Genomic DNA, 26072 nt, shown 5'->3' with positions numbered 1-26072 from the left:
ATGAGTTGGCTGCTCCACCTGTATGAAACGTATGAGGCTAATCTGGATCAAGTCGGGAAAACGGTAAAAAAACGCGACCGAGAATACACCCTGCTGCCGGTTTCACATACAACCCAGAATGCTCACATTGAAGTTACGATCGATGAAGACGGGGACTTTCTTGAAGCCAGAGTGTTGGAGAAGGAGAGCACCTTAATTCCCTGTACAGAGGAATCAGCCAGTCGGTCAGGCTCTAAGGTCGCACCTTACCCGTTACACGATAAGCTTAGTTATGTCGCTGGCGACTTCGTGAAGTATGGCGGGCAGATCAAAAATCCGGATGAAGTACCTTTTGACAAGTACATCCGCAACTTGGAGGAATGGGCCAATTCGCCCTATACCACAGAGAAATTGAAATGTATTTATACGTATTTGCGCAAGGGGCGGTTAATCGAGGACCTGGTCGCCGCCAAAATCATCAAGCTTGATGAGAACCAGCATCTGATCGAGAAATGGGATGAGAAATATACGGCTAAGTTCGGGGAAAAGCCGCCCATTTTCTCAAGCGGGGCTGCGGAGACATCCAGTGCTTTTATCAGATTTAATGTGCTCTCCCCTGATTCACCCGAAGAAGTATGGAAAGATCAGGCGATGTTTGATTCATTTATTGCCTTTTATAATCAGAAGCTGGGAGAAACGGACGTTTGTTTCGTTACAGGAGAAATGCGTCCGAGTACGGAACGGCATGCGAACAAAATTCGTCATGCGGCTGATAAAGCCAAGTTGATTTCTGCGAATGACAATTCGGGCTTCACCTTTAGAGGACGCTTCAAAACAAGCAAGGAAGCGGTATCCATCAGTTATGAGGTATCGCAGAAAGCGCACAATGCCTTGAAGTGGTTGATTCACCGTCAGGGGAAAACGATGGATGAACGCGTCTTTCTAGTGTGGGGCAACGATAACGATCCCGTTCCGAATACCGATGAGGATATTGTGGACATGATGCGTCATTCAGGCCGGGAAATCGAAAGAGAACCGGATACGGACAAGCCTTATGCTGATCAGGTTAGACGGGCGATTGACGGGTTTCGGAATGATCTGACGTATCAAGCAGAGGTAAATATTCTCGTTCTGGACTCGGCAACGACCGGCCGGATGGCGGTGCTTTACTATCGTCATCTGAATAAGGAGCTGTATTTGAATCGTCTGGAAGAGTGGCATAACTCTTGTGCCTGGGAGCACCGCTACCGCAAGGAAGAAGAGCAGCTTATCACTTTTTATGGAGCGCCGGCAACGAAGGATATTGCATTTGCTGCTTATGGTCCCAGAGCAAGTGAGAAGATCATCAAAGGGACGATGGAACGGATGATTCCTTGTATTGTCGATAGACGTGCAGTCCCTAGAGATATTGTCAGAAGCGCCTTCCACCGGGCTTCCAACCCTGTATCGATGGAACGGTGGGATTGGGAGAAGACGTTAAGCATCGCATGTGCATTGATTCGAAAAATGCTGTTAGAAAAAGGGGAGGAATGGAACGTGCCGCTCAACACCGAATCCAGGGATCGGAGTTATCTGTTTGGCCGCTTGTTGGCTGTGGCGGATGTGCTTGAACGAGGAGCACTCGGCAAAGACGAGACAAGGTCTACCAATGCGATTCGTTATATGAACTCGTATGCCCAGAATCCGGGTCGAACCTGGAAGACAATTCAGGCCAGCCTCCAGCCTTATCAAGCCAAGCTGGGAACGAAAGCGACCTATTTATCCAGGATGATTGATGAAATCGCCGATCAGTTTAAGGACGGAGATTTCAATAATGCTCCTTTAACAGAGCAATATTTGCTTGGATTCTACAGTCAACGCCGTGAACTTTATAAGAAAAAAGAGGAGGATACAAACGAATGAGCACGCTTGGTCATAAAATCGATTTTGCTGTTATTCTGTCTGTGACAAAAGCCAATCCAAACGGGGACCCTCTGAATGGTAACCGACCACGCCAAAATTACGACGGCCATGGAGAAATCTCCGATGTGGCTATTAAGCGTAAAATCCGCAATCGCTTGCTGGATATGGGAGAAAAGATTTTTGTTCAGTCGGATGACAGAAAAGTGGATGATTTCAAAAGTTTGCGTGAACGTGCGGATGCCCATCCGGAGCTGGCAAAGATGCTGAAAAGTAAAAATGCATCGGCCGACGAGTTTGCCAAGCTGGCTTGCCAGGAGTGGATCGATGTACGCAGTTTTGGACAAGTTTTCGCTTTTAAAGGTTCCGAGCTGTCTGTAGGCGTTCGCGGTCCTGTTTCCATTCATACCGCTACAAGTATTGATCCGATTGACATTGTCAGCACCCAGATTACCAAGAGCGTGAACTCTGTAACGGGGGACAAACGCAGCTCTGATACGATGGGGATGAAACACCGCGTTGATTTTGGTCTGTACCTGTTCAAAGGCAGCATTAATACGCAACTTGCGGAGAAGACAGGTTTTACCGAAGAAGATGCAGAGAAGATTAAGCAGGCGCTGATTACCCTTTTTGAAAATGACAGCTCTTCTGCTCGTCCGGACGGCAGTATGGAAGTCCATAAGGTATATTGGTGGAATCATTCCTCCAAGCTGGGGCAATATTCTTCGGCCAAAGTGCACCGGTCTTTAAAAGTATACTCTACAACTCCTGAACCCAAACGATTTGAGGATTATACGATTGAACTTGAGGAACTCGATGGCTTGAATGTCGAGGTTATTAATGGTCGTTAATGATGAGGATCGCTATTTGATGTTGTCAGGGCTCCAGCATTTCCAATTTTGTAAACGTCAGTGGGCCCTGATTCATATCGAACAACAGTGGGATGAAAATGTCAGAACCATCGAAGGGCAGCATTTACATCAAAAGGCGGATCAGCCGTTTATCCGGGAAAAGCGTGGAGACAAGTTAATCGTTCGCGCGATGCCGATTCAGTCAACGGAACTGCAATTAAGCGGAATCTGTGATGTTGTCGAATTTGTTCAAGACCCTGAAGGGGTTGAAGTGGCGGGAGCGGAAGGCACTTATAAAGTCTATCCTGTCGAGTATAAGCGGGGGAAGCCGAAGAAAGGTGATGAAGACATCATCCAGCTCGCAGCCCAAGCGATGTGCCTGGAAGAGATGATGCTATGCCGTGTGGACACAGGGTACATATTCTACAACGAAATCAAGCATCGTGTTGAAGTGCTGATTCATGACAGGCTGCGGGATCAAGTAAGACAAATGGCTGCAGAAATGCATCATTATTACGATAAACGCCATACGCCGAAGGTAAAGACGGGACCTTTTTGCAAAAATTGTTCGCTGCAGCATATCTGTGTGCCCCATTTAATGCACAAACGCTCGGTCCAAAGCTACATCGAAGGGAGGCTGAGTGATTGAAGAAGCTGTTAAATACGTTATATGTTACTCAGCCGGATACGTACTTGGCGCTTGATGGTGATAATGTGTTATTACTTAAAGGCGATGAAAAGATTGGCCGTTTGCCGCTTCATAATCTGGAAGCGATCGTGAGCTTTGGCTACACGGGGGCGAGTCCTGCATTAATGGGGTATTGTGCGGATCGGAATATTTCGATCACCTTTTTGACACAAAACGGAAGATTTCTGGCAAGAGTCATTGGGGAAAGCCGGGGAAATGTCATTTTGAGAAAAACGCAGTACCGGATTTCGGATCATGAAGAGGGATCTGCAAAAATCGCACGAAACTTCATTACAGGGAAGATTTATAACCACAAGTGGATCCTCGAACGGATGACGAGAGATTATCCGCTTCGCATTGATGTTGAACAATTCAAGTCCATATCAGGCCAGCTTTCGGATATTTTGCGTGAAGTCCGTGACAGTAATAACCTGGAAAGCTTGCGGGGTTGGGAAGGCCAAGCCGCGGTTCTCTATAACCAGGTGTTTGATCAGATGATTTTGCAGCAGAAGGAGAGCTTCTTTTTTCACGGGAGATCCAGAAGGCCCCCAAAGGACAACGTAAATGCCATGCTGTCGTTCGCTTACACTCTCTTGGCTAGAGATACGGCTGCGGCTTTGGAGACCGTGGGGCTCGACGCTTATGTCGGCTTTTTGCACCAGGACCGTCCTGGCCGAGCCTCTCTGGCTTTGGATCTGATGGAAGAGCTGCGAGGAATTTATGCCGATCGGTTTGTCCTTTCGCTGATTAATCGGAAAGAAGTGACAACAACTGATTTTGTTACAAAAGAAAACGGGGCTGTGCTGATGACGGACGAGGCTCGCAAAAAGTTTTTGAAAGCATGGCAAACCAAGAAGCAAGAGAGGATTACCCACCCTTTCCTGGATGAAAAAATCTCCTGGGGGCTGGTTCCTTACGCTCAGGCCTTATTATTGGCACGTTTCTTGCGCGGTGATTTAGATGAGTATCCGCCATTTTTATGGAAGTAGGTGACTCGGGATGCTTGTACTCATTACTTATGATGTTCAAACCTCAGGCGTGGGAGGAGCTGCGAGGCTCCGTAGAGTGGCTAAGGCATGTCAGAACTACGGACAACGGGTACAGAATTCCGTGTTTGAATGTAACGTCGATGCATCCCAGTTCACCGCTCTGAAACTGGAGTTATCCCAACTCATTGATCATGAAAAAGACAGCCTGCGATTTTATCGGCTGGGCAATAACTACAAAACCAAAGTCGAGCATATTGGTGCAAAGCCGTCGATCGATTTAGAGGACCCGCTCATCTTCTAACGGTGCGAACCCCAAGCGCACATAAAATCCCTATGAGGTTCGCACCCCGCGCTATTACTGGAGTTGTTGAGTTTTTTGTTGGAATAAACAATAACATTTCGCACTCACAAAACAGGTTCGCACTTCTGGGCATGTGAGGCCTTGTGGCTCAAGGCTTCACAAGGCCCGCAGTCGCACTCCTTGTGAGTGCGTGGATTGAAATAGTTCCAGGCGGAAATGTACGATTGGTCGACGGAGTCGCACTCCTTGTGAGTGCGTGGATTGAAATAGCAACTCAACATCAATCGATGGCACCAGATTAAGTCGCACTCCTTGTGAGTGCGTGGATTGAAATTTTATGCTTTAATTATATCATAAGGTTTACTAAGTCGCACTCCTTGTGAGTGCGTGGATTGAAATTAAACTGGTTATGCAACGTGAAAAATTGGCGAAGGTCGCACTCCTTGTGAGTGCGTGGATTGAAATAGCTTTTCAACGTCCCCTAGAAACTCTTGCCACGTCGCACTCCTTGTGAGTGCGTGGATTGAAATTTCCGGCACCACTACCATCGAATATGTGGTATGACGTCGCACTCCTTGTGAGTGCGTGGATTGAAATGGCGAATGGCGGCGGCACAGCGTTTCCGCAGCGGGGTCGCACTCCTTGTGAGTGCGTGGATTGAAATGGTGATCCGCGCGTACCGAAGCGTTGTCTGTGGAGTCGCACTCCTTGTGAGTGCGTGGATTGAAATAGTTATGACAGTTTGTGAGTTCGTGCAAAATCAATGTCGCACTCCTTGTGAGTGCGTGGATTGAAATTACGGATTGATTTAGGCCGTCGGCGAGTGTTACGATGTCGCACTCCTTGTGAGTGCGTGGATTGAAATCGCTGACTTCGACAAAGCGATGCAGCGCACGCAGCTCGAGTCGCACTCCTTGTGAGTGCGTGGATTGAAATCTATGTTACGATATAATACGCCGTTTTTATGTTGTCGCACTCCTTGTGAGTGCGTGGATTGAAATGGCATGTGGATCGACAAGCAGCAGGTCGATGTCAACGTCGCACTCCTTGTGAGTGCGTGGATTGAAATATCCAGATAAACTCTTAACATACCTGTCCAATGTCGCACTCCTTGTGAGTGCGTGGATTGAAATAGGCGTCATTTTTGACATTTAAACATCACTCCAGTCGCACTCCTTGTGAGTGCGTGGATTGAAATCGGCTTTATCGACTTCTTTTATAACGCACGTTTGGTCGCACTCCTTGTGAGTGCGTGGATTGAAATCGGAATCATCCGGCGGCAGCGGAACCGCATTTTTCGTCGCACTCCTTGTGAGTGCGTGGATTGAAATCGCGAAGATAGCAAAGATGATTTAATTCATTATTTTAAGTCGCACTCCTTGTGAGTGCGTGGATTGAAATCGCTCGAAATAAAATCATCAGATAAAGCAAATATCCGTCGCACTCCTTGTGAGTGCGTGGATTGAAATCTAGGCCCAAAGTCCCAAAGTGGGAGAGGGGGGGGTCGCACTCCTTGTGAGTGCGTGGATTGAAATCGCGCGTTATGGTTCAATTCCAAATCACAAAAGCGTCGCACTCCTTGTGAGTGCGTGGATTGAAATATCACCGGCTCCGTCGGCTTCCGACTCCCTTTGAGGGTCGCACTCCTTGTGAGTGCGTGGATTGAAATGCAAACCTAGCGAAACACAATGATAATTACGCGGTCGCACTCCTTGTGAGTGCGTGGATTGAAATGTCCAGCGCGCCCAAACGCAAGGGGTGAAGACGCTAGTCGCACTCCTTGTGAGTGCGTGGATTGAAATGGCCTGTACGAAACGGATGTCGCGGAGGAAATTACCGTCGCACTCCTTGTGAGTGCGTGGATTGAAATACCGGTCTCCGGATCGATGAGCTGCTCTCCTGTATCAAGTCGCACTCCTTGTGAGTGCGTGGATTGAAATGGGCCTTACGAATTTCAGAGAGGATTCAAACGAAGAGTCGCACTCCTTGTGAGTGCGTGGATTGAAATCCACGCCCCGATATCAATAAATCTCTTTTTGACCCGTCGCACTCCTTGTGAGTGCGTGGATTGAAATGATGTATAAACAAGATACATACTCCGCGTGGATCAAGGTCGCACTCCTTGTGAGTGCGTGGATTGAAATATCATAAATTCAGTGATCCGGGTCGGGTCCTTCCCGTCGCACTCCTTGTGAGTGCGTGGATTGAAATTTGAAGATTTGAGGCTTAATCATGTCGCGCATAAGTCGCACTCCTTGTGAGTGCGTGGATTGAAATCTCGACAAGTTCAAGGGCGTGCCGTTCAAGCTCGGTCGCACTCCTTGTGAGTGCGTGGATTGAAATCGAAAATTTAGCGAAATAGAAGGGATTGATATAAAGTCGCACTCCTTGTGAGTGCGTGGATTGAAATCTAGCCCGAAGGCTTCGAATAGCGCCCGGCGGCGTCGCACTCCTTGTGAGTGCGTGGATTGAAATTACTCCTTCGATGCTCAGGATGACCACAGATCGTGGTCGCACTCCTTGTGAGTGCGTGGATTGAAATAGCATCGAGACTGAGTTGCCGCGCGATGCTCAGGAAGTCGCACTCCTTGTGAGTGCGTGGATTGAAATAATGGCGTTAGCTACACGACGCGGCACTTCAATCTGTCGCACTCCTTGTGAGTGCGTGGATTGAAATCACAGGGCCCATATGCCAGCAACCAGCACGCCGATCGTCGCACTCCTTGTGAGTGCGTGGATTGAAATAGCGGTGATATCGCGGCGCTGTGGTTCCGATTCATTGTCGCACTCCTTGTGAGTGCGTGGATTGAAATGCGCATTGTCTGTCCGAACCACTGATAGAGTTCGCGTCGCACTCCTTGTGAGTGCGTGGATTGAAATGTTGTCAACCGCGATAAACGCACTGTCGTAGCGGTCGCACTCCTTGTGAGTGCGTGGATTGAAATCGGATCGTACTACTCGGATTATATGTATGAGAGCGTCGCACTCCTTGTGAGTGCGTGGATTGAAATGAAAACATTCAATATTTCCTTTGATGACACAAGGTCGCACTCCTTGTGAGTGCGTGGATTGAAATCCCTGCTCCCGTGATTGCTTGCGTGGAACCCTGCACGTCGCACTCCTTGTGAGTGCGTGGATTGAAATGTATATTAACCGCGCACTGCCGCTTGGCTGGCGGCGTCGCACTCCTTGTGAGTGCGTGGATTGAAATACTGCGGACTTTACCGTTGTGAATGACGCTGGGCTGTCGCACTCCTTGTGAGTGCGTGGATTGAAATCCGGAGTACCGGAAGAACTGGCAGCGGCTTTGCGCGGTCGCACTCCTTGTGAGTGCGTGGATTGAAATCATCTATGGACGCATAACCAACTAATGTAGAGTTGCCGTCGCACTCCTTGTGAGTGCGTGGATTGAAATGATAAACGACCAAAGCAGCATTCTTGCATAGGCGTCGCACTCCTTGTGAGTGCGTGGATTGAAATGTAGTGGCTCGGAAATTGGCGACCCGCCCCTGCAGCTTGTCGCACTCCTTGTGAGTGCGTGGATTGAAATGGGAAAGACGGCACGGCCTATGCGGGCGTATCGGGTCGCACTCCTTGTGAGTGCGTGGATTGAAATAACAATCGCTGGCATCATTGGGTAAAGTGTTCAACGTCGCACTCCTTGTGAGTGCGTGGATTGAAATACGGACGCGATTAAAGATTTGAAGAAACAGAAGTCGTCGCACTCCTTGTGAGTGCGTGGATTGAAATTACGCCGGACATATGTACAAAATCCCGGTTTTTGTGTCGCACTCCTTGTGAGTGCGTGGATTGAAATTGTCCGTATGTATTATGAGTGTCCCAAATCAATAGTCGCACTCCTTGTGAGTGCGTGGATTGAAATGAGTTTATTACGGTAAAACAGACGGCCGGCGCGATTACGTCGCACTCCTTGTGAGTGCGTGGATTGAAATTACTGTATCGCACTTATTGCCGCTAATGTCTGAGTCGCACTCCTTGTGAGTGCGTGGATTGAAATCCAACGCTAGGCGCACCCTAGCCATTAAAAGGCTCGTCGCACTCCTTGTGAGTGCGTGGATTGAAATTTGATAGTAAATTATCAATTGACGATTTTTTGGAGTCGCACTCCTTGTGAGTGCGTGGATTGAAATCGACAGACGAGCGTGAACAGGCGGAAATTGCGAATGTCGCACTCCTTGTGAGTGCGTGGATTGAAATACGCCCGCACCAGGCGCATTCCGTGACGGTAAGCGGTCGCACTCCTTGTGAGTGCGTGGATTGAAATCGGGATTCCAAATCGTGATTCGTGCGAAAAATCCGGGTCGCACTCCTTGTGAGTGCGTGGATTGAAATAAAGGAAGTAGTGGGACGGGAATCGACCTGACGAAGGTCGCACTCCTTGTGAGTGCGTGGATTGAAATCCGTCGTTTAAAACGATGGTCGCGGACATTCGTGAGTGTCGCACTCCTTGTGAGTGCGTGGATTGAAATGGTTAAATTCGCTTACGCTCATTGAACCTCGCGGACCGTCGCACTCCTTGTGAGTGCGTGGATTGAAATCGCGTTATGATCGAGGCACAAAATCCGGCTTACGTCGCACTCCTTGTGAGTGCGTGGATTGAAATTACTCAGGATATCGCGGATTTAACATCCTGCACGCGAGTCGCACTCCTTGTGAGTGCGTGGATTGAAATCAAGAAGGCGTAAAACTCGTTAGAAATGCGCAAGGGGTCGCACTCCTTGTGAGTGCGTGGATTGAAATGTATCGTCCAGAAACTCAAACCCCGGCTCTCCGGTCGCACTCCTTGTGAGTGCGTGGATTGAAATCGAGCGGAGTTTATCGCCAGGTATACGAAAGTAACGCGTCGCACTCCTTGTGAGTGCGTGGATTGAAATGATAAACTTAGGCAGCTCCCGCTTGATCTCTTTCGTCGCACTCCTTGTGAGTGCGTAGATCGAAACAGGAGCCGTACTCCGGATGACCGGATTCACTTGTTACTGATTACTCGGGAGTCAAAGTACAGACTGGTCATGGCATTTGTTTGCTTGTGCTCCGGTTGGGAGCGGCTGTTGGTTGATAATTTACAGGATCATAGTCTCGATGCAATGAATGGTCGCAAGTGTCTTTTTCCAAATAGGAAAAAAACTCCGCAAACGCATTGCGGGTATTGCGTGGATTTGTTGCAAAAGGGCGGCAGAATGGAGTGGGGGGGTGTAGATACTAGCCCCTGGAAAACATAGTTTCTTTCCGGAGGCTTTAAGCACCAAAATCTCTGACTTTTGATGCAAAAAGAACGAAATCTCCGAGGTGGTGATCAAGAATGGCCTGGACGATTTCGATTTGTATACTTCGATAATCGTGTACGGCTATGTTACTAAAACCAACCATGGCTTTCAGATTACGGTTAAGTTCTTTGTCAATCACTCCATTATCTAATAGAAGATCAAAAAGCCACCCGACTGCTCTGAGGGATTCCCCATTTATTTTCTGAGACCAGATGCATGGCTAAATCGATACAAGCTTCACAGGCCCGCTGTAGGTTCAAGATAATGGAATCCTGTTTGGTGTAATTTTCGAGGTTCTCTCGCTTTCCTTCATACTCTTCATGGATCCGTTTCAGGCAACGGTTGATCGTTTCTGTTTTGTTCGCTAGTATATCGCGGTTCAATTGGCTCCCCCTCTCTGGTAATTCTCCATGATTTCTTTGCGCTCGTCGTTAAGCAGGGCATATTCCTTGAGGGCTTGCATAAATGCGGTCTGCCGGACATAAGGCTCGACATCTTGCAATACCTCACCTGTTCCAATGATCTGTGCTTTGAAGACGGGATTCGCCTGGGGAAAATAAATCAGGTCTACCTCACGCCCTACCCGATTGGCTAGTTCAGAAGCAGCCATAAATAGTTCATACGCGGAGTGAGGTGGATCTTCAGAAATATAGGCAATATCTACATCGCTGTCTTGGCGCATCTCCCCCCTTGCTGCTGACCCGAATAATATCACGGTAAGCGCATTGAAACGCTCGTTTAAATAATCGATTATGGCGGATATTTGTTGTGGTTCAAGTCTTGGATTAGGCATAAGACACCATCCATTCATTCTGTCAAATTGGAACCTTATCTTGAGCGTATCCAAATGTGCTTGAAAATACAAGTGTTTCGCAGATACGTACCACATGCGGCCACCGATTTTGCTATTCTTTTTTTTTTCGATGCCATCCTTTCTGGAATCTCTCTACTACGGTCATCTCATCCCCGAGCAGATGGCCCCCAAAGACCCGCAATACCGCCAACTCAGCAACGCATTATCCGAAGCCAACAATGGCTTGGAGAGAGAAACGATCTGGTGAGGATTTTACCAAATTGAGGCGCTAATCGACTTACAGCAGCAAATTCAAGAGATGGAGATGGCAGCCGCGTTCGCGCAGGGTTTTAGGTTGGGTGTGGGGTTGATGATTGAGGTGCTGTTATTCGTGGAATGAAAAGAGGGGGCAATTTGCCCCTCCTAAAACACCCACAACACCACCCACAACCCCAACAACGTCGCAAACAAAATCGGGATCGTCAGCACGATGTCAACTTTGAAATACGTGCCCCAGGAGATGCGGACGCCCTTCTTGGCGAGGACATGGAGCCAGACGAGAGTGGCGAGTGAGCCGATGGGTGTGATCTTCGGGCCGAGGTCGGTGCCGATGACGTTGGCGTAGATCAGTGACTCGCGGATCGTGCCGGAGGTGGCCGTGTCGGCGATGCCGAGTACGCCGGTCATGACGGCCGGCAGGTTGTTCATGATCGACGATAGGAACGCCGAGATGTAGCCTATGGCCATCGTGGATACGAATAGGCCTTGATCTGCCACCGTTTGGAGGAGCTTGGCCAAGACTTCGGTCAGCCCGGCATTGCCGAGGCCGTACACGACAACGTACATCCCGATCGAGAAGACGACGATGTTCCATGGCGCGCCTTTCATGACGGCCTTCGTATCGACCGCTTGGCTTCGGCGGGCGATGGCCCAGAAGATCAAAGCCACGGTGTCGGCGAGCAAGGATACCGGAAGATGAAGGAACTCGCTCACGAGGTAGCCGATCAACAGGACTCCCATCACCACCCAAGATATGCGGAACAGGCGCTGGTCTTTGATGGCCTCAGATGGTGCTTTCAGCTTGGACGGGTCATAGGTGCGAGGAATACCTTTGCGAAAATAAAGCAGCAGCACCGCCACCGTTGCCCCGAGCGAGAACAGGTTTGGAACAATCATCCGAGCGGCATATTGCGCGAAGCCAATTCCGAAATAATCCGCTACACGAGGTTCACCAGGTTGCTGACAACCAGCGGTAAAGAGGTAGTGTCCGCGATAAACCCGCTCGCCATAATGAACGGGAAGATCATTTTCTCCTCAAAACTCAAATGGCGAACCATCGCCAGCACAATCGGCGTGAGGATTAAGGCTGCCCCATCATTGGCAAAAAACGCCGAGACCACCGCCTCCAGCAAGCTGACGTAAATGAACATGCGGATGCCGCTGTTTTTTGCAGCCCGGGCCATGTGCAGCGCTGCCCACTCGAACAAGCCGATCTCATCCAAGATCAGCGAAATGATGATGATTGCGATAAACGTTAGAGTGGCGTTCCACGTGATCTGCACGACTTCCCCCACATCGTCAAAGCCGACGACGCCGGCAAGCAGCGCCAACACCGCACCGCCGCACGCGGACCACCCGATATTCAGCCCCTTCGGCTGCCAAATCACAAAGGTTAAAGTCATTCCAAAAATAAGTGCTGCCGCAATGATGTCAAATCCCATCGGTTTCTCTTCTTCCCCCAAAAATCTCTCTCTGTAAACAAGCCGTTTATCATTGTCTCACTGCTTTCCTTTTTTGTACATAGGGTGGAGGGGACTAGCGTCCCAATTCGGAGGATTTCTGATGTCAAATCAAATGAAATTTGGGATCGGCTTGAAGAGCCGGCGGCTGTTTTCTTTTGCTATAGAAGCCCCATTCGATCGAAGACGGAGCATCATTCCCAGCCAAGCCAGGACTAGCCGATGGTTGCTGGCTCTGTTTTACTTGTTATACATCGCATTTCCAAGGTACCGTTTTTTTGTGGTTTCAGTTTGTCCCCGATCCATCAACGACAAGTAATAACATCGTATGACTTCCCCCCTCTCGGCTTGTCACAAGGTGGCGGGTATTTTAAGATGAAAGTAGTTTTCTGAAAGGAACGGGGGGGCGAGAATGGAGTCTCATTTGCCGGGGTTGCCGGTGCAATCGTTGCGGGGGATACCCGAGTTGAAGTATGTCAATGCTGACAACGTGGTTCGCTACCGGGCGATCATGCGTTTTTTCTATCAGGAGTATAAAAGACTGCGGTATTGGCTGAAGCCGGAAGACGTCTTTGAAGCGGTCAAGGCTTGGAACGTGTGGCCGGATTATACACTTGAACTGTGCCAAGGCGACCTGGATCAATTGGTGGAGTGGCAAAACCTGACTGCCCGTCACGACGGTGGACGCTCCTCCACGCTGGAAGAGTATCTCAAAAAGAAGATGCAGTATTTGCTCCGCCCGTATTCCATCGAAATCGAACGGCTGCTGGAGACGCTGGAGAAGGTAACGGGGTATGGCGGTTCGCTGGAAGCTTCCTTATTCGACACGATTGCGGATAAACTGTTTGACATTCGTAGCCAGGTCGGAGAACTGGAGCCGGACGCGGCGCTGGAGCTGTGGAACGTCTTGTACCGTTCGTTTGTTAACCTCCATGAAAATGCGGCGGACTATATCGCTAGCCTGCATACGGCTCGGGCGGAAGAGATGATGGTGACGGAAGCTTTCTTGATCTTTAAGGAAAAGTTGACCGATTACCTGCAAAATTTCGTACAGGCGCTACAGCGGAGCGCTTATAAAATCGAAGGTAATTTGCAGCGAATTAACGATTCGGTACGGGATCTGTTTTTAGAGCAGGTCGTGGAAGGTGAGCTCCGAAAGCCGCGGCTGGAGGACGAACCGGATCGGGAGGAACTGCTGGAAGAACTTCGTCAAGGCTGGACGAATATCCGGCGCTGGTTTGTGGGCGAGGGGGCTGCGCCCAGCGAGCTCACCTTGCTGGAGCGGGCGACGAAGGATGCGATTGCCCGTATTGTACGCAGCGCGATTCGTATTCAGGAACGGAAGCGTTCGGGACTAAGCCGCAAAAAGGAGCTAGAGCACTTGGCCCGCTGGTTTGCTTCGATCGAAACGGTCGAGGAGGCGCACAGGTTGTCCGCATACGCTTTCGGATTGTTCCCGACAAGGCACTTGCAGGGCGAGGATCTGCGCGACTCGGACCGGGCGGACATGTCGTCCTGGGAGGAGCGGCCGATGGTGCGCATGCTGCGTTCGCGCAGCCGCAAGCGCGGAGAGCGTCAGCCGGCGGACGCGGTGCGTGACAACGAGCGGCGGAAGCAGCGGGAGCGGGAAGCGTTCAAACTGCGGCAGGCAGAGGAATGGCGGATGATCGCGGCGTTACTAGAGCGGAGCTCCGTCAAAGTGTCGGAGCTAGGGCCGGTGACGGCCAGGGAGCGGCTACGGTTGCTGCAGTGGATCGGCCGGTGCATGACGACAGGAAATGGCCACTCGTTTGTTACGCCGGAAGGCGTGTTGATTCGGATGAGCAATCCGCGTACGGCGGAGCGGACAATCTTGCACGCGGAAGACGGCGAGTTGGAAATGGCAAACTACGAGCTGCATTTTAGGCTGACGGAAGCGGCGAATGGCTTGGCCGTGGGAACAGCCGCAAAGCAGGGGGCAAACGGGGCCGATATTGCCGCTGCGGAAGCGGCTGCGGCGGCCGATACGGCAGAAGTCGAGGGAGAAGCCGGATCAAGATTTGAATCGGAGGTCCGATCCGAAAACGAGGCGGAAAGGCAGGGGCGGTAGATGGCTGGAGGTGCGCTCAAAAGACTAAGCAAACGGGGAATAAACGCCGAGCAGGCGGCCGAACGAAAGCGCGCGTGCATGCACGCGCTCTTGAACCGTCCGTGGGTTGCAAAGGAGGAAGACCCGGACTTGTATTTTGCCATCCGGGACCATTACGAGGAGCTGCGCGACTGGTTTATGGATAAGGCAGGTTTTCCGCTGATTATGACCCGGACAATCGCCAAGCTGGACAAGACGCCTGTGAAGGCGCACCCGTGGATGGGTTTTCCTGAGTTTCGCGAAAAGCGGGACTACGTTTTTTTTACCTATGGACTGTGGTATTTGGAAGGAAAAACGGAGTTGGACCAGTTCCTGCTCACCGACATCGTGGAGGAAATCCGCGAGCAGATGCTGAGCGCGGGGCTGGAGGCCGACTGGCGGAATTACTATGACCGCTTGTCGATGGCCAGAGCGCTGAAGAAGCTGCGGGCGCTTGGCGTGCTGCACAGCGTCGACGGCGATGAGGGCCAGTGGGCGCAGGACGCGGAGCGCAATGCATTGTACGAGTGTTCGCCTTTGGCCCGATATGTGCTTCGGCGCTTTCCGCGCGATTTGACGGGCTGCTCGCGGCTGGAGGAGTTGGAAGACCCCATTCCGTACGCCGACACACAGGACGGGCAGTCGATGCGGCGGCGGCACCGGATATACCGCCGGCTGCTATTGGAGCCGGCGGTGGTGGACAGGCACTGGGATGAGGAAGATTTGAATTATGTGCTGTGGCAGCGGCGGGCGATCATCGATCAACTGGAAAATATGCTCGGCTGGACCGGGCGGCGTTACCGGGAAGGGCTGTGGTTTTTCCATCCCGAGCTGACCGGCGAGAGCGAGCTGTTTCCGACGATGTCGGCCGCTTCGGATTTGGCGCTGCTCCTTGCGAGCGAAATCCGCAAGGAACTGGCGGAGGGAGGCGTATTGTACGTGGAGGACAACGGCACGGTCCGGTTGACCAAGGCGGATATCGAGACGCTTCTGTACAGGCTACAGCTTAAACATAAAGAGTTTTGGAGCAAGGATCTTCGGGAAGCTGCCTCCCAGGAACTGGCGGAACTGTGTATGAACCATTTAGCCGAATGGGGGCTGGGAGATTGGGAGGGCGAGACTTCGTTCCTGATCTCGCCCGTACTGGCTAGATGGAGTTCGGAATATGCAAATAACGATTTTGATACTTAGGTGTGGTGGATCAACATCCAAACGGGAGGATTTAACTGGTGGAACAGCAAATGGTGGAGCAGGAAAGCGGTCTGAGAGCGGACGGGGCTTCCGGTCAAGGCGACCGAGCGGCCGCAAGGTGGCAGATGCATCGCGTCGGGATTTTGAATTTCTGGTATTACGATGAAGAGGAATTTCAACTCGAGGAAGGCCGGCTGATCTTGCGCGGCGCCAACGGGTCGGGCAAGTCGGTTACAATGCAAAGCTTCCTGCCGCTCGTGCTGGACGGCGACAAGCGGGCGCACCGGCTTGACCCGTTCGGTTCGCGGGACCGCCGCATCGAGTATTATTTGCTTGGCGAGGAGGACGGCGGTAAGACGGATACGACGGGCTACTTATGGATGGAATTCAAGCATGGTGCGACCGGAGCGTACAGAACGGTAGGCATCGGGCTGCGGGCGAGAAGAAACGCGGCCCAGGTGCAGTTCTGGGGGTTTTTGCTGGAGGATGGGCGGCGCATCGGGCGTGACTTCTGGCTTTACGACCGTAATGGATGGCTGGAGGACGGCGTACGCATTCCTCTCGACCGCAAGGAACTGGAAGCGAAGGTGGGAACGGGCGGCCAGGTCGTTTTGGATCAGAAATCGTATCAGGATATGGTGAACAAGCATATTTTCGGGTTCGCGGATACGGATGCTTATCAGGACTTGCTCCAACTCATGATTCAGTTGCGGAGTCCAAAGCTGTCCAAGGACTTCAAGCCGTCGGCGATCTATGAGATTCTCCATCAGGCGCTGCCGCCGTTGATGGAGGAGGAGCTGCGGCCGTTGTCAGAGGTGCTGGAGGACATGGACCAAATGACCGACCGGCTGGACGAACTGAAGCGGCATCGCGCCGAGATGGTGAAGCTGCAGGAGCGGTACGATTTTTACAACAAGCATGTGTTGTATACGAAATCTGAGGACATGTTGGAGGCCAAAGCTGCTTATGATGAAGTCGCTGCCAGAGTAAGAAGGTCCGAAGAGACGCTGGCGCAAGCGGAGGCGGAAAAGGCGGGGGCTGTGACAGAGCGCAGCGGCATCCAGAACCGGTTGCAGGAGATTGCCGTCGAGCGCGAATTGTTGGAGAAGCATGAAGCTATCGGCAAGCAACGGGAGTATGAGGCGGCCGCGGCGGCTTTGGCGGACACGGAAAAGCAGTTGGAACGCGCAAAGGAAAAAGCGGGCAAGGCCCGCATAAAGCAAGAGCAACTTGAGCGCGGGCTGCAGGAGGCCGAAGCCAAGCGGGACACCGCCGAACGGGAGCAACGGGAACTCCTGAACGAGTTGGAGGCGATTGCGGGCGACATGGAGTTTGCCGGGCATGTCGTATATCACCGGTATTGGACAGCGAACGTGCCGGTGGATGATCTGTGGAAAGAGGCGTGGCGAAAAGATCTGCGCACGCATCGCGCTGCTGTGGAACGGGGCCTGGCCAAGGCGGCGGAGGAAAAAATGGCGGCTGCGCTGGTCAAGGAAAGCGAAATCGAGTTGGGTGAAGCGAGCCGAGCGCGGGATGAGGCGGAGCGCGAGCGCGGCGAGCGGGATAAGCGGTTTGCTGACAGCAAGGAGGCGTTTAAGGACGAGATTGTCGCCTGGCAAAGCGGGCTACGGCAACTGCCTTTTAATGAGGAGGCGCTGCGCGAGACGTTTGGGGCGCTACGCGAGTACGGACTGGAGCAGACCTCGCTGGAGCCGGTGCGGGGGCCGCTGCTGGACCGGTACGAAGCGGCCCGGGATCGTTTGGTGGCCCGCCGGCTCGATATGGAGAAGCAGCGGAGGGATTTGTTGGCGGAGCGCTCGAGCTTGCAGGAAGAGAAGCGCGGCTGGGAGCAAAGTCGGGAGCCGGAACCCGGGCGCAGCACAGCACGTGCGAAATTCCGCGAAGCTAATGCAGAGCGAGGCGGGGCGCCGCTCTTCGCTGCGTGCGATTTCCGGCCGCACGTAGGCGATGACACCAAGGCGCGGATCGAGGAAGCGCTGGAGCGTTCGGGGTTGCTTGATGCCTGGCTGTCCCCGGACGGCCGGGTGCAGGAGTGTGGCAATGACGATGAAGAAGCCTGGATCGTACCTCGTCCGCAGGAATTCGGCTATACGCTGGCGGACATGTTGGTTGCCGATCCACCAGAGGGAAGCGGGCTCACGGCCGCGGCGATCGATGCGGTACTGCGCAGCTTTTTGTGGGACGAGGAAGGCGGCCTACTGGATGACGGCGACTGGAGCGGCATGATCGCAGCCGACGGCTCTTACCGGCTTGGCCCGCTCGCCGGGAAGGCGGCGGTGAAGGAGCGGGCGGAGTATATCGGCAAGGAGACGCGCCGCCGTACCCGCATGATGGAAATTGCCCGGCTGGGCGAGGCGATCGCCAGATTGGACGCCGTGCTGCGAGAGCTGGACGAACGGCTTGCCGGTCAGGAGGCAGCGGAAAGGCAGTTGGCGGTAGAGCGTGAGCTTTTTCCCGGCGGGGCGGACCTGGCTGGAGCCCTGCGCGAACTACAGGCAGCGGATTATCGGCTGCAGGCTGCGGCCCGGCAGGAAGCGCAGGCCAATGAGCGGTTCAAGGCGAAGTCGGCGCAGTGGCGCGAACTGCAGCGAGAGTTGGTAGAGCTGACCGCGAACTGGACCCGGTTGAAACGCGAGCCGGATCTTGCGGCGGCGGTTAACGCCTTGCGCGATTATGAAGCGTCGCTTTCGGACCTGCATTCCGCCTGGCGGCAGTACAGGGACGCTCACGCGTCTTGGGAGCGGTTCAAGGATGAGTTGGACGCTTTGATCCTGGAACTGGAGGATGAAGAAGCACTGGCGGAAGAGCTCGGCGAGCGGCAGCGGGATCAGCGCGCTCAGGTGGATACGTTGCGGAGGCTGATCGAGGAGTTAGGGTTGGCCGATGTTGCGCGGAGGCTGGAGGAACTGAAGCGCGAGCAATCTGCGTTACTTGTCCGCGTCAAAGAACAGGAGCGGCTGCTCGATGCGGCCAAAGACAAGGCATCCCGGGCGGAAGCACAGCTGGTGCTGCTGCGGGAGCAGGCAGAAGTGCTGCACGTCGAGTTGGAACGAACGCTGGAGCAACTGCTAGCAGAGCTGCGCCAAGGTCTGGTTGACGAGTGGCGGAGCGTAGCGACTGAGGCGGATACAGCGAACGCGGCGAACTCGGCCGCAGCCACAACTCGGGCAGTTTTCCTGCAGGCCTCTGCCAAAGAAATTCTGCGGCAATACGAACCCTTGTTTACCGGGCGTAATGCCGAAAACATCGTTAACCGTTTGTTGGAGCAGTTTAATGCCGCGCGCATGCTGCTGACGGAGTATGTGCTGGAGACGGTTGCGGATGAAACAACCGGACGTTTGTTGCTGCTTTCCATGCGTAACCCCCGCCAGCCGCTGCCGCCGCAGGCGTTGCTGGAAGAACTCGAACAGCAGGAAGCGGAGCAAAGCGCTTTGTTAAGTGAGAAAGACCGCGAACTGTATGAGGAAATCATTCTCCGCAGTGTTGGCAAAGCGATCCGGCAGCGAATTCACCGTGCGGAGCAATGGGTGCGGGAAATGAACAAGCTAATGGAGGAGCGAGACACATCAAGCGGTCTTCGCTTGAAGCTTGAGTGGCAACCTAAAGTCGCGGCGGGGGAACAGCAACTCGATGTCTCCGACCTGGTCGAACTGTTGAAGCGGGATTCTCATAGGCTGCGCGAGGACGAAATCGACGCGATGATCGAGCATTTTCGTGGGCAAATCGTCAGCGCAAAACAGGCAGCCCAGGAGGAGCAGGAATCGCTGCGTCAACATCTCTACCAAGTGCTAGATTATCGCAACTGGTTCCAGTTTGAACTGAAATACAAAAAAGGTGAGCAGATTGGTTACCGTCCGCTCACCGATGCGCGCTTCAACGTGCTGAGCGGGGGCGAAAAGGCAATGGCCATGTATATTCCGCTGTTCGCCGCCACATGGTCGCGGTATTCCGACGCGAGAACCGACGCGCCGCGGCTTATTTCTCTTGACGAAGCGTTCGCGGGCGTGGATGAGGAGAACATGCGGGATATGTTCAAGCTGCTGACGGATATGGGCTTTGACTATATGATGACCTCCCAGGTGCTGTGGGGTTGCTACGATACGGTTCCAAAGCTGGCGATTTATGAGATTTACCGGCCGAAGGACGTCGATTTCGTTACCTTGTTCCGCTACCGTTGGAATGGCAAAATCAAGGAATATATAGAAAGCGGTGCAGAAGAATGAGCGGCGGGCGGATGAACGATCGTTCAGATCAGGCGGCCAAAGCCCGGGACTATTTTTCTCGTCCCGGGTTCAAGAGAATGCTCGAAGCCGTCTGGAAGCGATACGCCAGTCTGGAGAAGGCGGGCGGGCACGCCGTCATCAGTAGATCTACTGCAGCGGAATGCGAGGCGATCAATACCTTTTTTGGCTGGTACAAAAAACCGGGGGACGATATCCGAGTACCACTTGCGGATTTTGAACAGGAATTGCTGGAATCGGCATTTACCTTCACGATTACCGAACTTCATGAAGTCCTGACCGGCGAGCCGCTGCGAACCAAATCGGATCGGGAATTGCTGGCGATGCAGGAGTGGGGGAGGTTGTTTGAGACCCTGGAAGCCCAGTTTGCGGAGCAAGGAACGCCACTCCAGCCGGCTGTGGCGGAATGGTTAAGTGGTTTGCGCCACGGCCGTGCAGCCGGTTACCGCACCTTGCGTGAGCTGTGGCGCGCTGCTCCCGAGACGGCGCAAAGAGAGCTGGCGAGTGCCACATGCGCGTGGAACCTGCTGCTTGCGGGGGATGCAACAGCAGGTTTGGGCGAGAACGGTAGCCCACCATCAGCTGTCCGCCTACCGGTGCTGGCCGCGCAAACTACCGGCGATCCGCATGCGCTGGACCGGAACGTCCCGGCAGGGCGGCTGCTGTTCCAGGCCTTACGCTCCAAGGAGCTTGGGAAGCAGTTTGCCGAAACGGATCAAACTGACCCATCAGATCCCGAGGCGATACCCGGCTTGTCATCCGGAGTGGATACCTTGGAGGCGCGGGAGATTTACCGCAGCGCGGGAATTTTTGATGACGACATATCTTCTCTCGTTCATATTTATTGCCCTTGGGACGGCGGTAACGGGCCATATGTTTTATCGTTAAGGCAAGTTGAGATAACCAGCGTGCTTTCTCCGATCACCGATTTTTATGTGGTAGAGAATCCAGCGGTATTTTCCACTTTGGTTGATTTGAATGAAGCCAATGAATCCGCCTATACTGCGGGACCGATGCTAGTTTGCACCAGTGGACCGGCAAGCGCAGCGGCATTGCGCCTGATCGATCGTTATTTGGAGGAAAACCTGGTTTCCGGCCACCTATATTACTCTGGTGATTTTGATGTTAAAGGGATTTCGATCGGAAATGTTCTGGCTTCCCGTTATGGGGACCGATTTACCGCCTGGCGTTTTAACCGGGAAAGTTACATGGAGGGGTGTGCCTTGGCGCTTCCCAATGGCGTAACCTTATCAACAGAAGAGCGGCTTCGTTTGGCTAAGATGCAGGCCATTTGGGATAACTCGCTGTGCAACACGATGCGCGATGTAGGACGTAAGCTATTTCAAGAGCAAATAATCGTAAATTTGATCAATGATTGGCGAAAAGCGGTCATAGGAGGGGAGATCGGCGGCCGTTTGCATTCCAAATGAAGTGCGCAATATCATGCAACGGATGTACAGAATTAAGCTGGACATTTATGAGCGATATGACGTTAAAGTGAAAGCTGTAAATGTATTCTTCTTAAGACCGGTGCTGTGGTTCTGTCTAGGAGCTGCCTCGTGCTGGTCTTATTTTTGTTTTCTGTTCTTTATTCCCATTTCTCGCGCCAACCCTGCATTCCTGTCCATATCGAGCACAAAGGACGTTCTCATTTCGGCACCGATCCCGTATGCTTAAAGTAACTTTGGTGTGGACAAGGACGGAAAGGAAGGTGATCTGCTTGGGGAAGAACAAGATCAATCTGCTGACCAAGCTGTTGATTTCCTATTGGCTTGTGCTGCTGTTTCCGGTGCTGATCATTTTGTTCTATTATTATCCGCAGTCGGCGACGGCGGTGAGAGCGAAGGAAATGGATTGGAACGCTCATATCACGGAGCAGTTCATGACGTCGATGGACACGTTCACGCGATATGTGTACAATCTGCCGTTCGAGCTGGCGCAGAATCGGGAGTTCCGGCTGTACCAGGCGGAGGAGAGCGATTACCAGCGAGTGCTAATTGCGAATGAAATGAAAAAATACAACGCCACCGATGCCTTCATTTACAACACCCTGCTCTATGTGCGAAACATCGGCATGTTATTCTCCAAAACTGGAAGCGCATACAGTTTGGAGGATATGGCCACTCCCGGGATCGGCTTCACCTATGAGGATTGGCAACCCGCCTATATGAAGGAGACGTTGAACACGTTGGACGCGCCTCTCGTCCGGCCGGTGGAGGAGATCGTCATTCCCGGCAACAACCGGGTGCGGATGCTGACCTTTCTGCAGCCGTTGCCGGTCGGCGGGTCCCATTCCCCCGGCGTGGTGATGATCCTGGTTCGGGAGGATACGATTCTACGCATGATGCGATCGGTGTCCGAGCACTATCTCGGAGACTTTTTTATCCTCGACGGGCAGGGCCAGCCGTTGGTCGCTTCAAACGGTTCGCTGTACCGGAGCTCGGACGATCTGCCGAGTCTGGTGGAGCGAATGGAGCGGGAGAACGGCGGCGATCCCGTCTCCGGCATCCACCAAATCAACGGCACAACGTATATCGTCTCCTATGCGGTTTCGGACAAAAACGGCTGGAAATACGTCAGCCTGCTTCCGCTAACGGAATCGCTGCAGGATTTGCGCGCGATCCAGTTGAAAACCGCGCTGCTGGTCGGCTTCATCCTCCTGCTGGAGGTTATCGTGATTTACGTCTCGATCCGCAACAATTACCACCCGATCAAACGGCTGGTGGAGTTTGCCACCGGCTTGTTCGAGCCGCAGGAGCAAAAGCCGATGAACGAGCTCGAGACGCTCCGCTATACGCTTAGCGGCTTATCCGCCGCCAACAGCCGGCTGGACGAGGAAGTGAAGGGGACGCTTCCCTTGATGCGGGACAACCTGCTGCTCGAGCTGGTGAACGGACACTTCCTCGCTTGGGAGCCGTTCGCGAAGGAGGCGGCAAAGGTTGGGATCGGCCTGGACGGGCCGCTCCTTACGGTGGCCGTTATTTCCTGCGAAGCCGGGACGGAAGCGGCGGAGCGGATTTGGGGCGCTTGCCGAAGCGAAGAAGAGCGGTTTCCCGCAGGCGTGAAGGGGTATTTTTTCAAAAGCATCTATCACCACGAAATCGTGCTGGTCTGCGCCCATGGCGCGAATTTTGCACTCAAAGCGCATTTGGCGCGGCTGCAAGAGGAACTTCAGCGGCAGGCGGACGAAGTTGAAGATGATGGCGCCGGAGGAGGCCGGGCCATTATCGGCATCGGTCGTCCTGGCGAAGGGCGGAATCCCCAGGCCGCGCATGTTTCCTATTTGCAAGCGCAGCGCACAGCGGAGCAACTGAGGCTTCGCGGCGACAGCGCCTTGCTATGCTACGACGAGTTCGAAACGCCGTCAGCCGGGACGGTATCCTATTTCGCCGAGCTGCTGCAATCCCTGGAGCTGGCTATTCTGAAAAACGAAGCTGCCCAGGTGGAATCCCTGATTGAACGGCTCGCCGGTTACCTTAGCGGCAACGGGATGTCGCCGCACATGCTGCGCAGCGTGTACTTGAACACGGCAAGCGTGATCTTCAACGGGCTTCAGCGGTTCCGTCAGGACGACCAGAGTCTGCTGCGCCTGACCGACGCCGCGTTTGGGCCCCGCTACACGCTGGAGCAAATGGCCGGAATCTTGCGGGAGAGCGGGGACAAGCTGTGCGAGATGATCCGTGAGACGGTGCCCCAAAGCCGTATGGCTTCCCGGGAGGAATTGCTCGCAGCACTTGAAGAGATGGGCACGGACCCGAATTGTTCCCTGCAGCTAATGGCTGACTATTTCAGCATGTCGGCGTCTAACTTCAGCCATTATTTCAAGAAAACGGTAGGCCAGAACTTCAAGGAGACGCTCGACCGGCTGCGCATCCGGCAAGCTGCACGTTTATTACGGGAAAGCGAAGAGACCCTGGAGGCAATTGCTGCCCAGTGCGGATATACCAACCTCTCCAGCTTTATCCGCTCCTTCAAGAAGATTCTGGGCACCACCCCTGGCCAATATCGGCAAACCCACAAAGGCTAAGCATTCGTATCTATTTCTTTTTGAACTGGAGCCAGATCGGCGTTTTTTGAATATTTACAAAATTTGAATCGGGTTGAAAAGCCCGGTCCCGCAGTCTGGCTGATGACCCTAAAGTAATCGCTTTCAAAAAATGAAAATTGGTCCAAAACCGCCCGTTTACGCAGCTTGGCATTGCCCGTTAAAGTCTATGGTGCCTGGATTGGCCAGGCAAGGCAAAGACGGCGGCAGCCATCGTAGACGGAATCCGCGAAGAAATGTGAACGCTTTCGTACACGGCCGCCGCTCAAATCTAATTTGGGGGGAAAGGGAATGCGAAAAAAAGTAATCGTTTTCATGTCATCCGTGTTGGTCGTGGTGATGCTGCTGGCCGGATGCGGCTCGGGAGGAGGCAATGCCGGCAATACCTCGAGTTCGCCGGATGGCGCAGCCGGTACGCCCGGGAACACCACCGGGGAGAAGGTGAAGCTGACGGCGATCATGACAAAGCACCCATTAACCAAGCCGCTCGCCGAAATGGAGTGGCTGCAACAGGTGGAGGACAAGGCCGGCGTGGACATTGAATGGCAGGAGATCACGGCTGATTGGGGGCAGAAGAAAGGAACGATGCTGGCGAGCGGGGATATCCCAGATCTGTTCATCGGGCCGAACGTAATCACCGACGCGGATTTCGCTCAGTTCCAGGGGTTGTTCCAAGACCTGTCCACGATGCTGGATCAGGCCCCGAACGTGCAGGCCATGTTCGAGGCCAAGCCGGAGACCCGGCTGATCGCTACTCAACCCGACGGCAAAATCTACGGTTTGCCGAAGTATCAGCGGTTTTGGCCGGCCGCGTCCACCAGACAATACATCAACCAGAAGTGGCTGGATCATCTGGGGCTTCAGATGCCGACGAACTGGGATGAGCTGTATGACGTGCTTGTGGCGTTCAAGGAGAAGGACGCGAACGGAAACGGCGACCCGAACGACGAAATCCCGATGGATTGGCCGGGTGGGATCGGCGGCTACTTCAACCCGGCCGTACTGCTTGGCAGCACGGGGATGACCTTGTCCGACGGGAACGCGGAAGGCTACTTCGTCGAGGACGGTCAGGTGAAGAATTACCTGATCGATGACCGGTATAAACAGATGGTTGCCTTCCTGAGCAAGCTGTACAAGGCCGGGTTAATCAACCGGGAAGTGTTCACTCACGATTACACGAAATACCAATCCGTCGCCCGCGGGGAAGGAGATACGGCCAAGGTCGGCTTTACCTGGGGCTGGGTGGCGTCGGACCGGTTCGGTGAGCAACTCGCTCCGCAATACACGTCCATGGCCCCGCTGAAAGTATCGGCCGCGGACACCGTAAAGCCCTCCTGGATGTACGATTACTACAACCTGAACTACGGCGTGAACCACATCGTCATGTCGGCCAAAGCGAAAAACAAGGAAGCCGCCATGCGCTTCATCAACGAGCTGTACGACCCCAAGGTCGGCATCCAGGTGTTGTTCGGCTCGATCGGCCCGAATATCCAGGACAACGGGGATGGTTCGTATAGCGTACTGCCGCCGGCCGATGCCAAGATGGACCCGGGTACGTGGAAATGGACGTCGACCATGGCGGACAACGGCGCTTTTTATATCTCGGACGATATGAAGCTGACCCTTGGCAAAGATATGCAAGAGGTGCTTGGCCAATCGGAACCGCTCAAGGAAGCGCTGCAGGTGGACCAGGAGAACGATATTTTCCCGGCGATGTTTATCAAATACTCTACGATGGACAACAACACGTTAAGCCTCAATAATACTAACATCATGAACCTCGCCAACGCTAATTTTGCCAAGTGGGTCACCAAAGGCGGCGTCGAGGCGGAATGGGACGCGTACGTGAAGGAAGCCCAGAAGGCCGGGATCACGCAGAATCTGGAGATCATGCAGAAATACTACGAGGAATACAAGAGCAAAAAGTAAGGGGGCCGATGTTG

General features: G+C 53.2%; 12 protein-coding genes, 3 pseudogenes and 1 CRISPR repeat array. Of the genes and pseudogenes, 12 read left to right on the top strand and 3 right to left on the bottom strand.

Annotation, left to right across the window (positions count from 1 at the left end; all coding sequences use genetic code 11):
- From cas8c to cas2, 5 genes are read left to right on the top strand one after another with little or no spacing between them, the layout of a single operon-like run.
- Complete coding sequence (gene cas8c / locus M3G15_RS03770; protein WP_260070117.1) at nt 1–1881, top strand: type I-C CRISPR-associated protein Cas8c/Csd1; 1881 nt, start codon at nt 1–3, stop codon at nt 1879–1881.
- A complete protein-coding gene (gene cas7c / locus M3G15_RS03765) occupies nt 1878–2729 on the top strand; it encodes a type I-C CRISPR-associated protein Cas7/Csd2 (protein ID WP_260070116.1) in 852 nt (283 codons plus the stop codon). The genes cas8c and cas7c overlap by 4 nt, the downstream gene beginning before the upstream one ends.
- Complete coding sequence (cas4, locus tag M3G15_RS03760) at nt 2719–3378, top strand: CRISPR-associated protein Cas4 (protein WP_260070134.1); 660 nt, start codon at nt 2719–2721, stop codon at nt 3376–3378. The genes cas7c and cas4 overlap by 11 nt, the downstream gene beginning before the upstream one ends.
- Nucleotides 3375–4406: a type I-C CRISPR-associated endonuclease Cas1c gene (gene cas1c, locus M3G15_RS03755; protein ID WP_009223773.1), complete on the top strand. Its 1032-nt coding sequence runs from the start codon at nt 3375–3377 to the stop codon at nt 4404–4406. Before cas4 ends, cas1c begins: the two co-directional genes overlap by 4 nt.
- Before the next feature lie 10 nt (nt 4407–4416).
- Nucleotides 4417–4707 carry a CRISPR-associated endonuclease Cas2 gene (cas2, locus tag M3G15_RS03750; protein WP_009223774.1) on the top strand — a complete coding sequence of 97 codons (291 nt, stop codon included), beginning with the start codon at nt 4417–4419 and terminating at the stop codon, nt 4705–4707.
- 170 nt (nt 4708–4877) lie between these two features.
- Nucleotides 4878–9668: a CRISPR direct-repeat array (repeat unit 32 nt; unit sequence GTCGCACTCCTTGTGAGTGCGTGGATTGAAAT).
- A 295-nt stretch (nt 9669–9963) separates the two neighbouring features.
- On the opposite strand, the pseudogene hepT reads toward cas2, so the two are convergent.
- Nucleotides 9964–10375: pseudogene (gene hepT, locus M3G15_RS03745) on the bottom strand (type VII toxin-antitoxin system HepT family RNase toxin).
- Complete coding sequence (gene mntA / locus M3G15_RS03740; RefSeq protein WP_260070115.1) at nt 10372–10785, bottom strand: type VII toxin-antitoxin system MntA family adenylyltransferase antitoxin; 414 nt, start codon at nt 10783–10785, stop codon at nt 10372–10374. Before mntA ends, hepT begins: the two are co-directional and overlap by 4 nt.
- Before the next feature lie 94 nt (nt 10786–10879).
- On the opposite strand from mntA, the pseudogene M3G15_RS21600 reads away from it, so the two are divergent.
- Nucleotides 10880–11185 (top strand): annotated as a pseudogene (locus M3G15_RS21600) (DUF6809 family protein).
- Between the two features lie 23 nt (nt 11186–11208).
- On the opposite strand, the pseudogene M3G15_RS03735 reads toward M3G15_RS21600, so the two are convergent.
- A pseudogene (locus M3G15_RS03735) lies at nt 11209–12506 on the bottom strand (arsenic transporter).
- A gap of 430 nt (nt 12507–12936) precedes the next feature.
- On the opposite strand from M3G15_RS03735, the gene M3G15_RS03730 reads away from it, so the two are divergent.
- The 6 genes from M3G15_RS03730 (at nt 12937) to M3G15_RS03705 (ending at nt 26058) form a co-directional block, all read left to right on the top strand.
- Nucleotides 12937–14613 carry a TIGR02677 family protein gene (locus tag M3G15_RS03730; RefSeq protein ID WP_260070114.1) on the top strand — a complete coding sequence of 559 codons (1677 nt, stop codon included), beginning with the start codon at nt 12937–12939 and terminating at the stop codon, nt 14611–14613.
- Nucleotides 14614–15822 carry a TIGR02678 family protein gene (locus M3G15_RS03725; protein ID WP_260070113.1) on the top strand — a complete coding sequence of 403 codons (1209 nt, stop codon included), beginning with the start codon at nt 14614–14616 and terminating at the stop codon, nt 15820–15822. It begins immediately after the preceding gene.
- A 38-nt stretch (nt 15823–15860) separates the two neighbouring features.
- Nucleotides 15861–20066 carry a TIGR02680 family protein gene (locus M3G15_RS03720; protein WP_260070112.1) on the top strand — a complete coding sequence of 1402 codons (4206 nt, stop codon included), beginning with the start codon at nt 15861–15863 and terminating at the stop codon, nt 20064–20066.
- 11 nt (nt 20067–20077) lie between these two features.
- The gene (locus M3G15_RS03715) at nt 20078–21514 is read left to right on the top strand and encodes a TIGR02679 domain-containing protein (RefSeq protein ID WP_164744097.1); all 1437 of its coding nucleotides are present in this window, start codon (nt 20078–20080) and stop codon (nt 21512–21514) included.
- 290 nt (nt 21515–21804) lie between these two features.
- The gene (locus M3G15_RS03710; RefSeq protein ID WP_260070111.1) at nt 21805–24111 is read left to right on the top strand and encodes an AraC family transcriptional regulator; all 2307 of its coding nucleotides are present in this window, start codon (nt 21805–21807) and stop codon (nt 24109–24111) included.
- Between the two features lie 309 nt (nt 24112–24420).
- Nucleotides 24421–26058 (top strand): ABC transporter substrate-binding protein, encoded by a 1638-nt coding sequence (locus M3G15_RS03705; RefSeq protein ID WP_260070110.1) that lies wholly within the window; start codon nt 24421–24423, stop codon nt 26056–26058.
- The last annotated feature ends 14 nt before the right edge of the window (nt 26059–26072 follow it).

Origin of the sequence: Paenibacillus sp. p3-SID1389, from assembly GCF_025151705.1 — a bacterium.
GTDB lineage: Bacteria > Bacillota > Bacilli > Paenibacillales > Paenibacillaceae > Fontibacillus > Fontibacillus phoenicis.
This window is presented reverse-complemented; position numbering and strand designations above follow the sequence as displayed.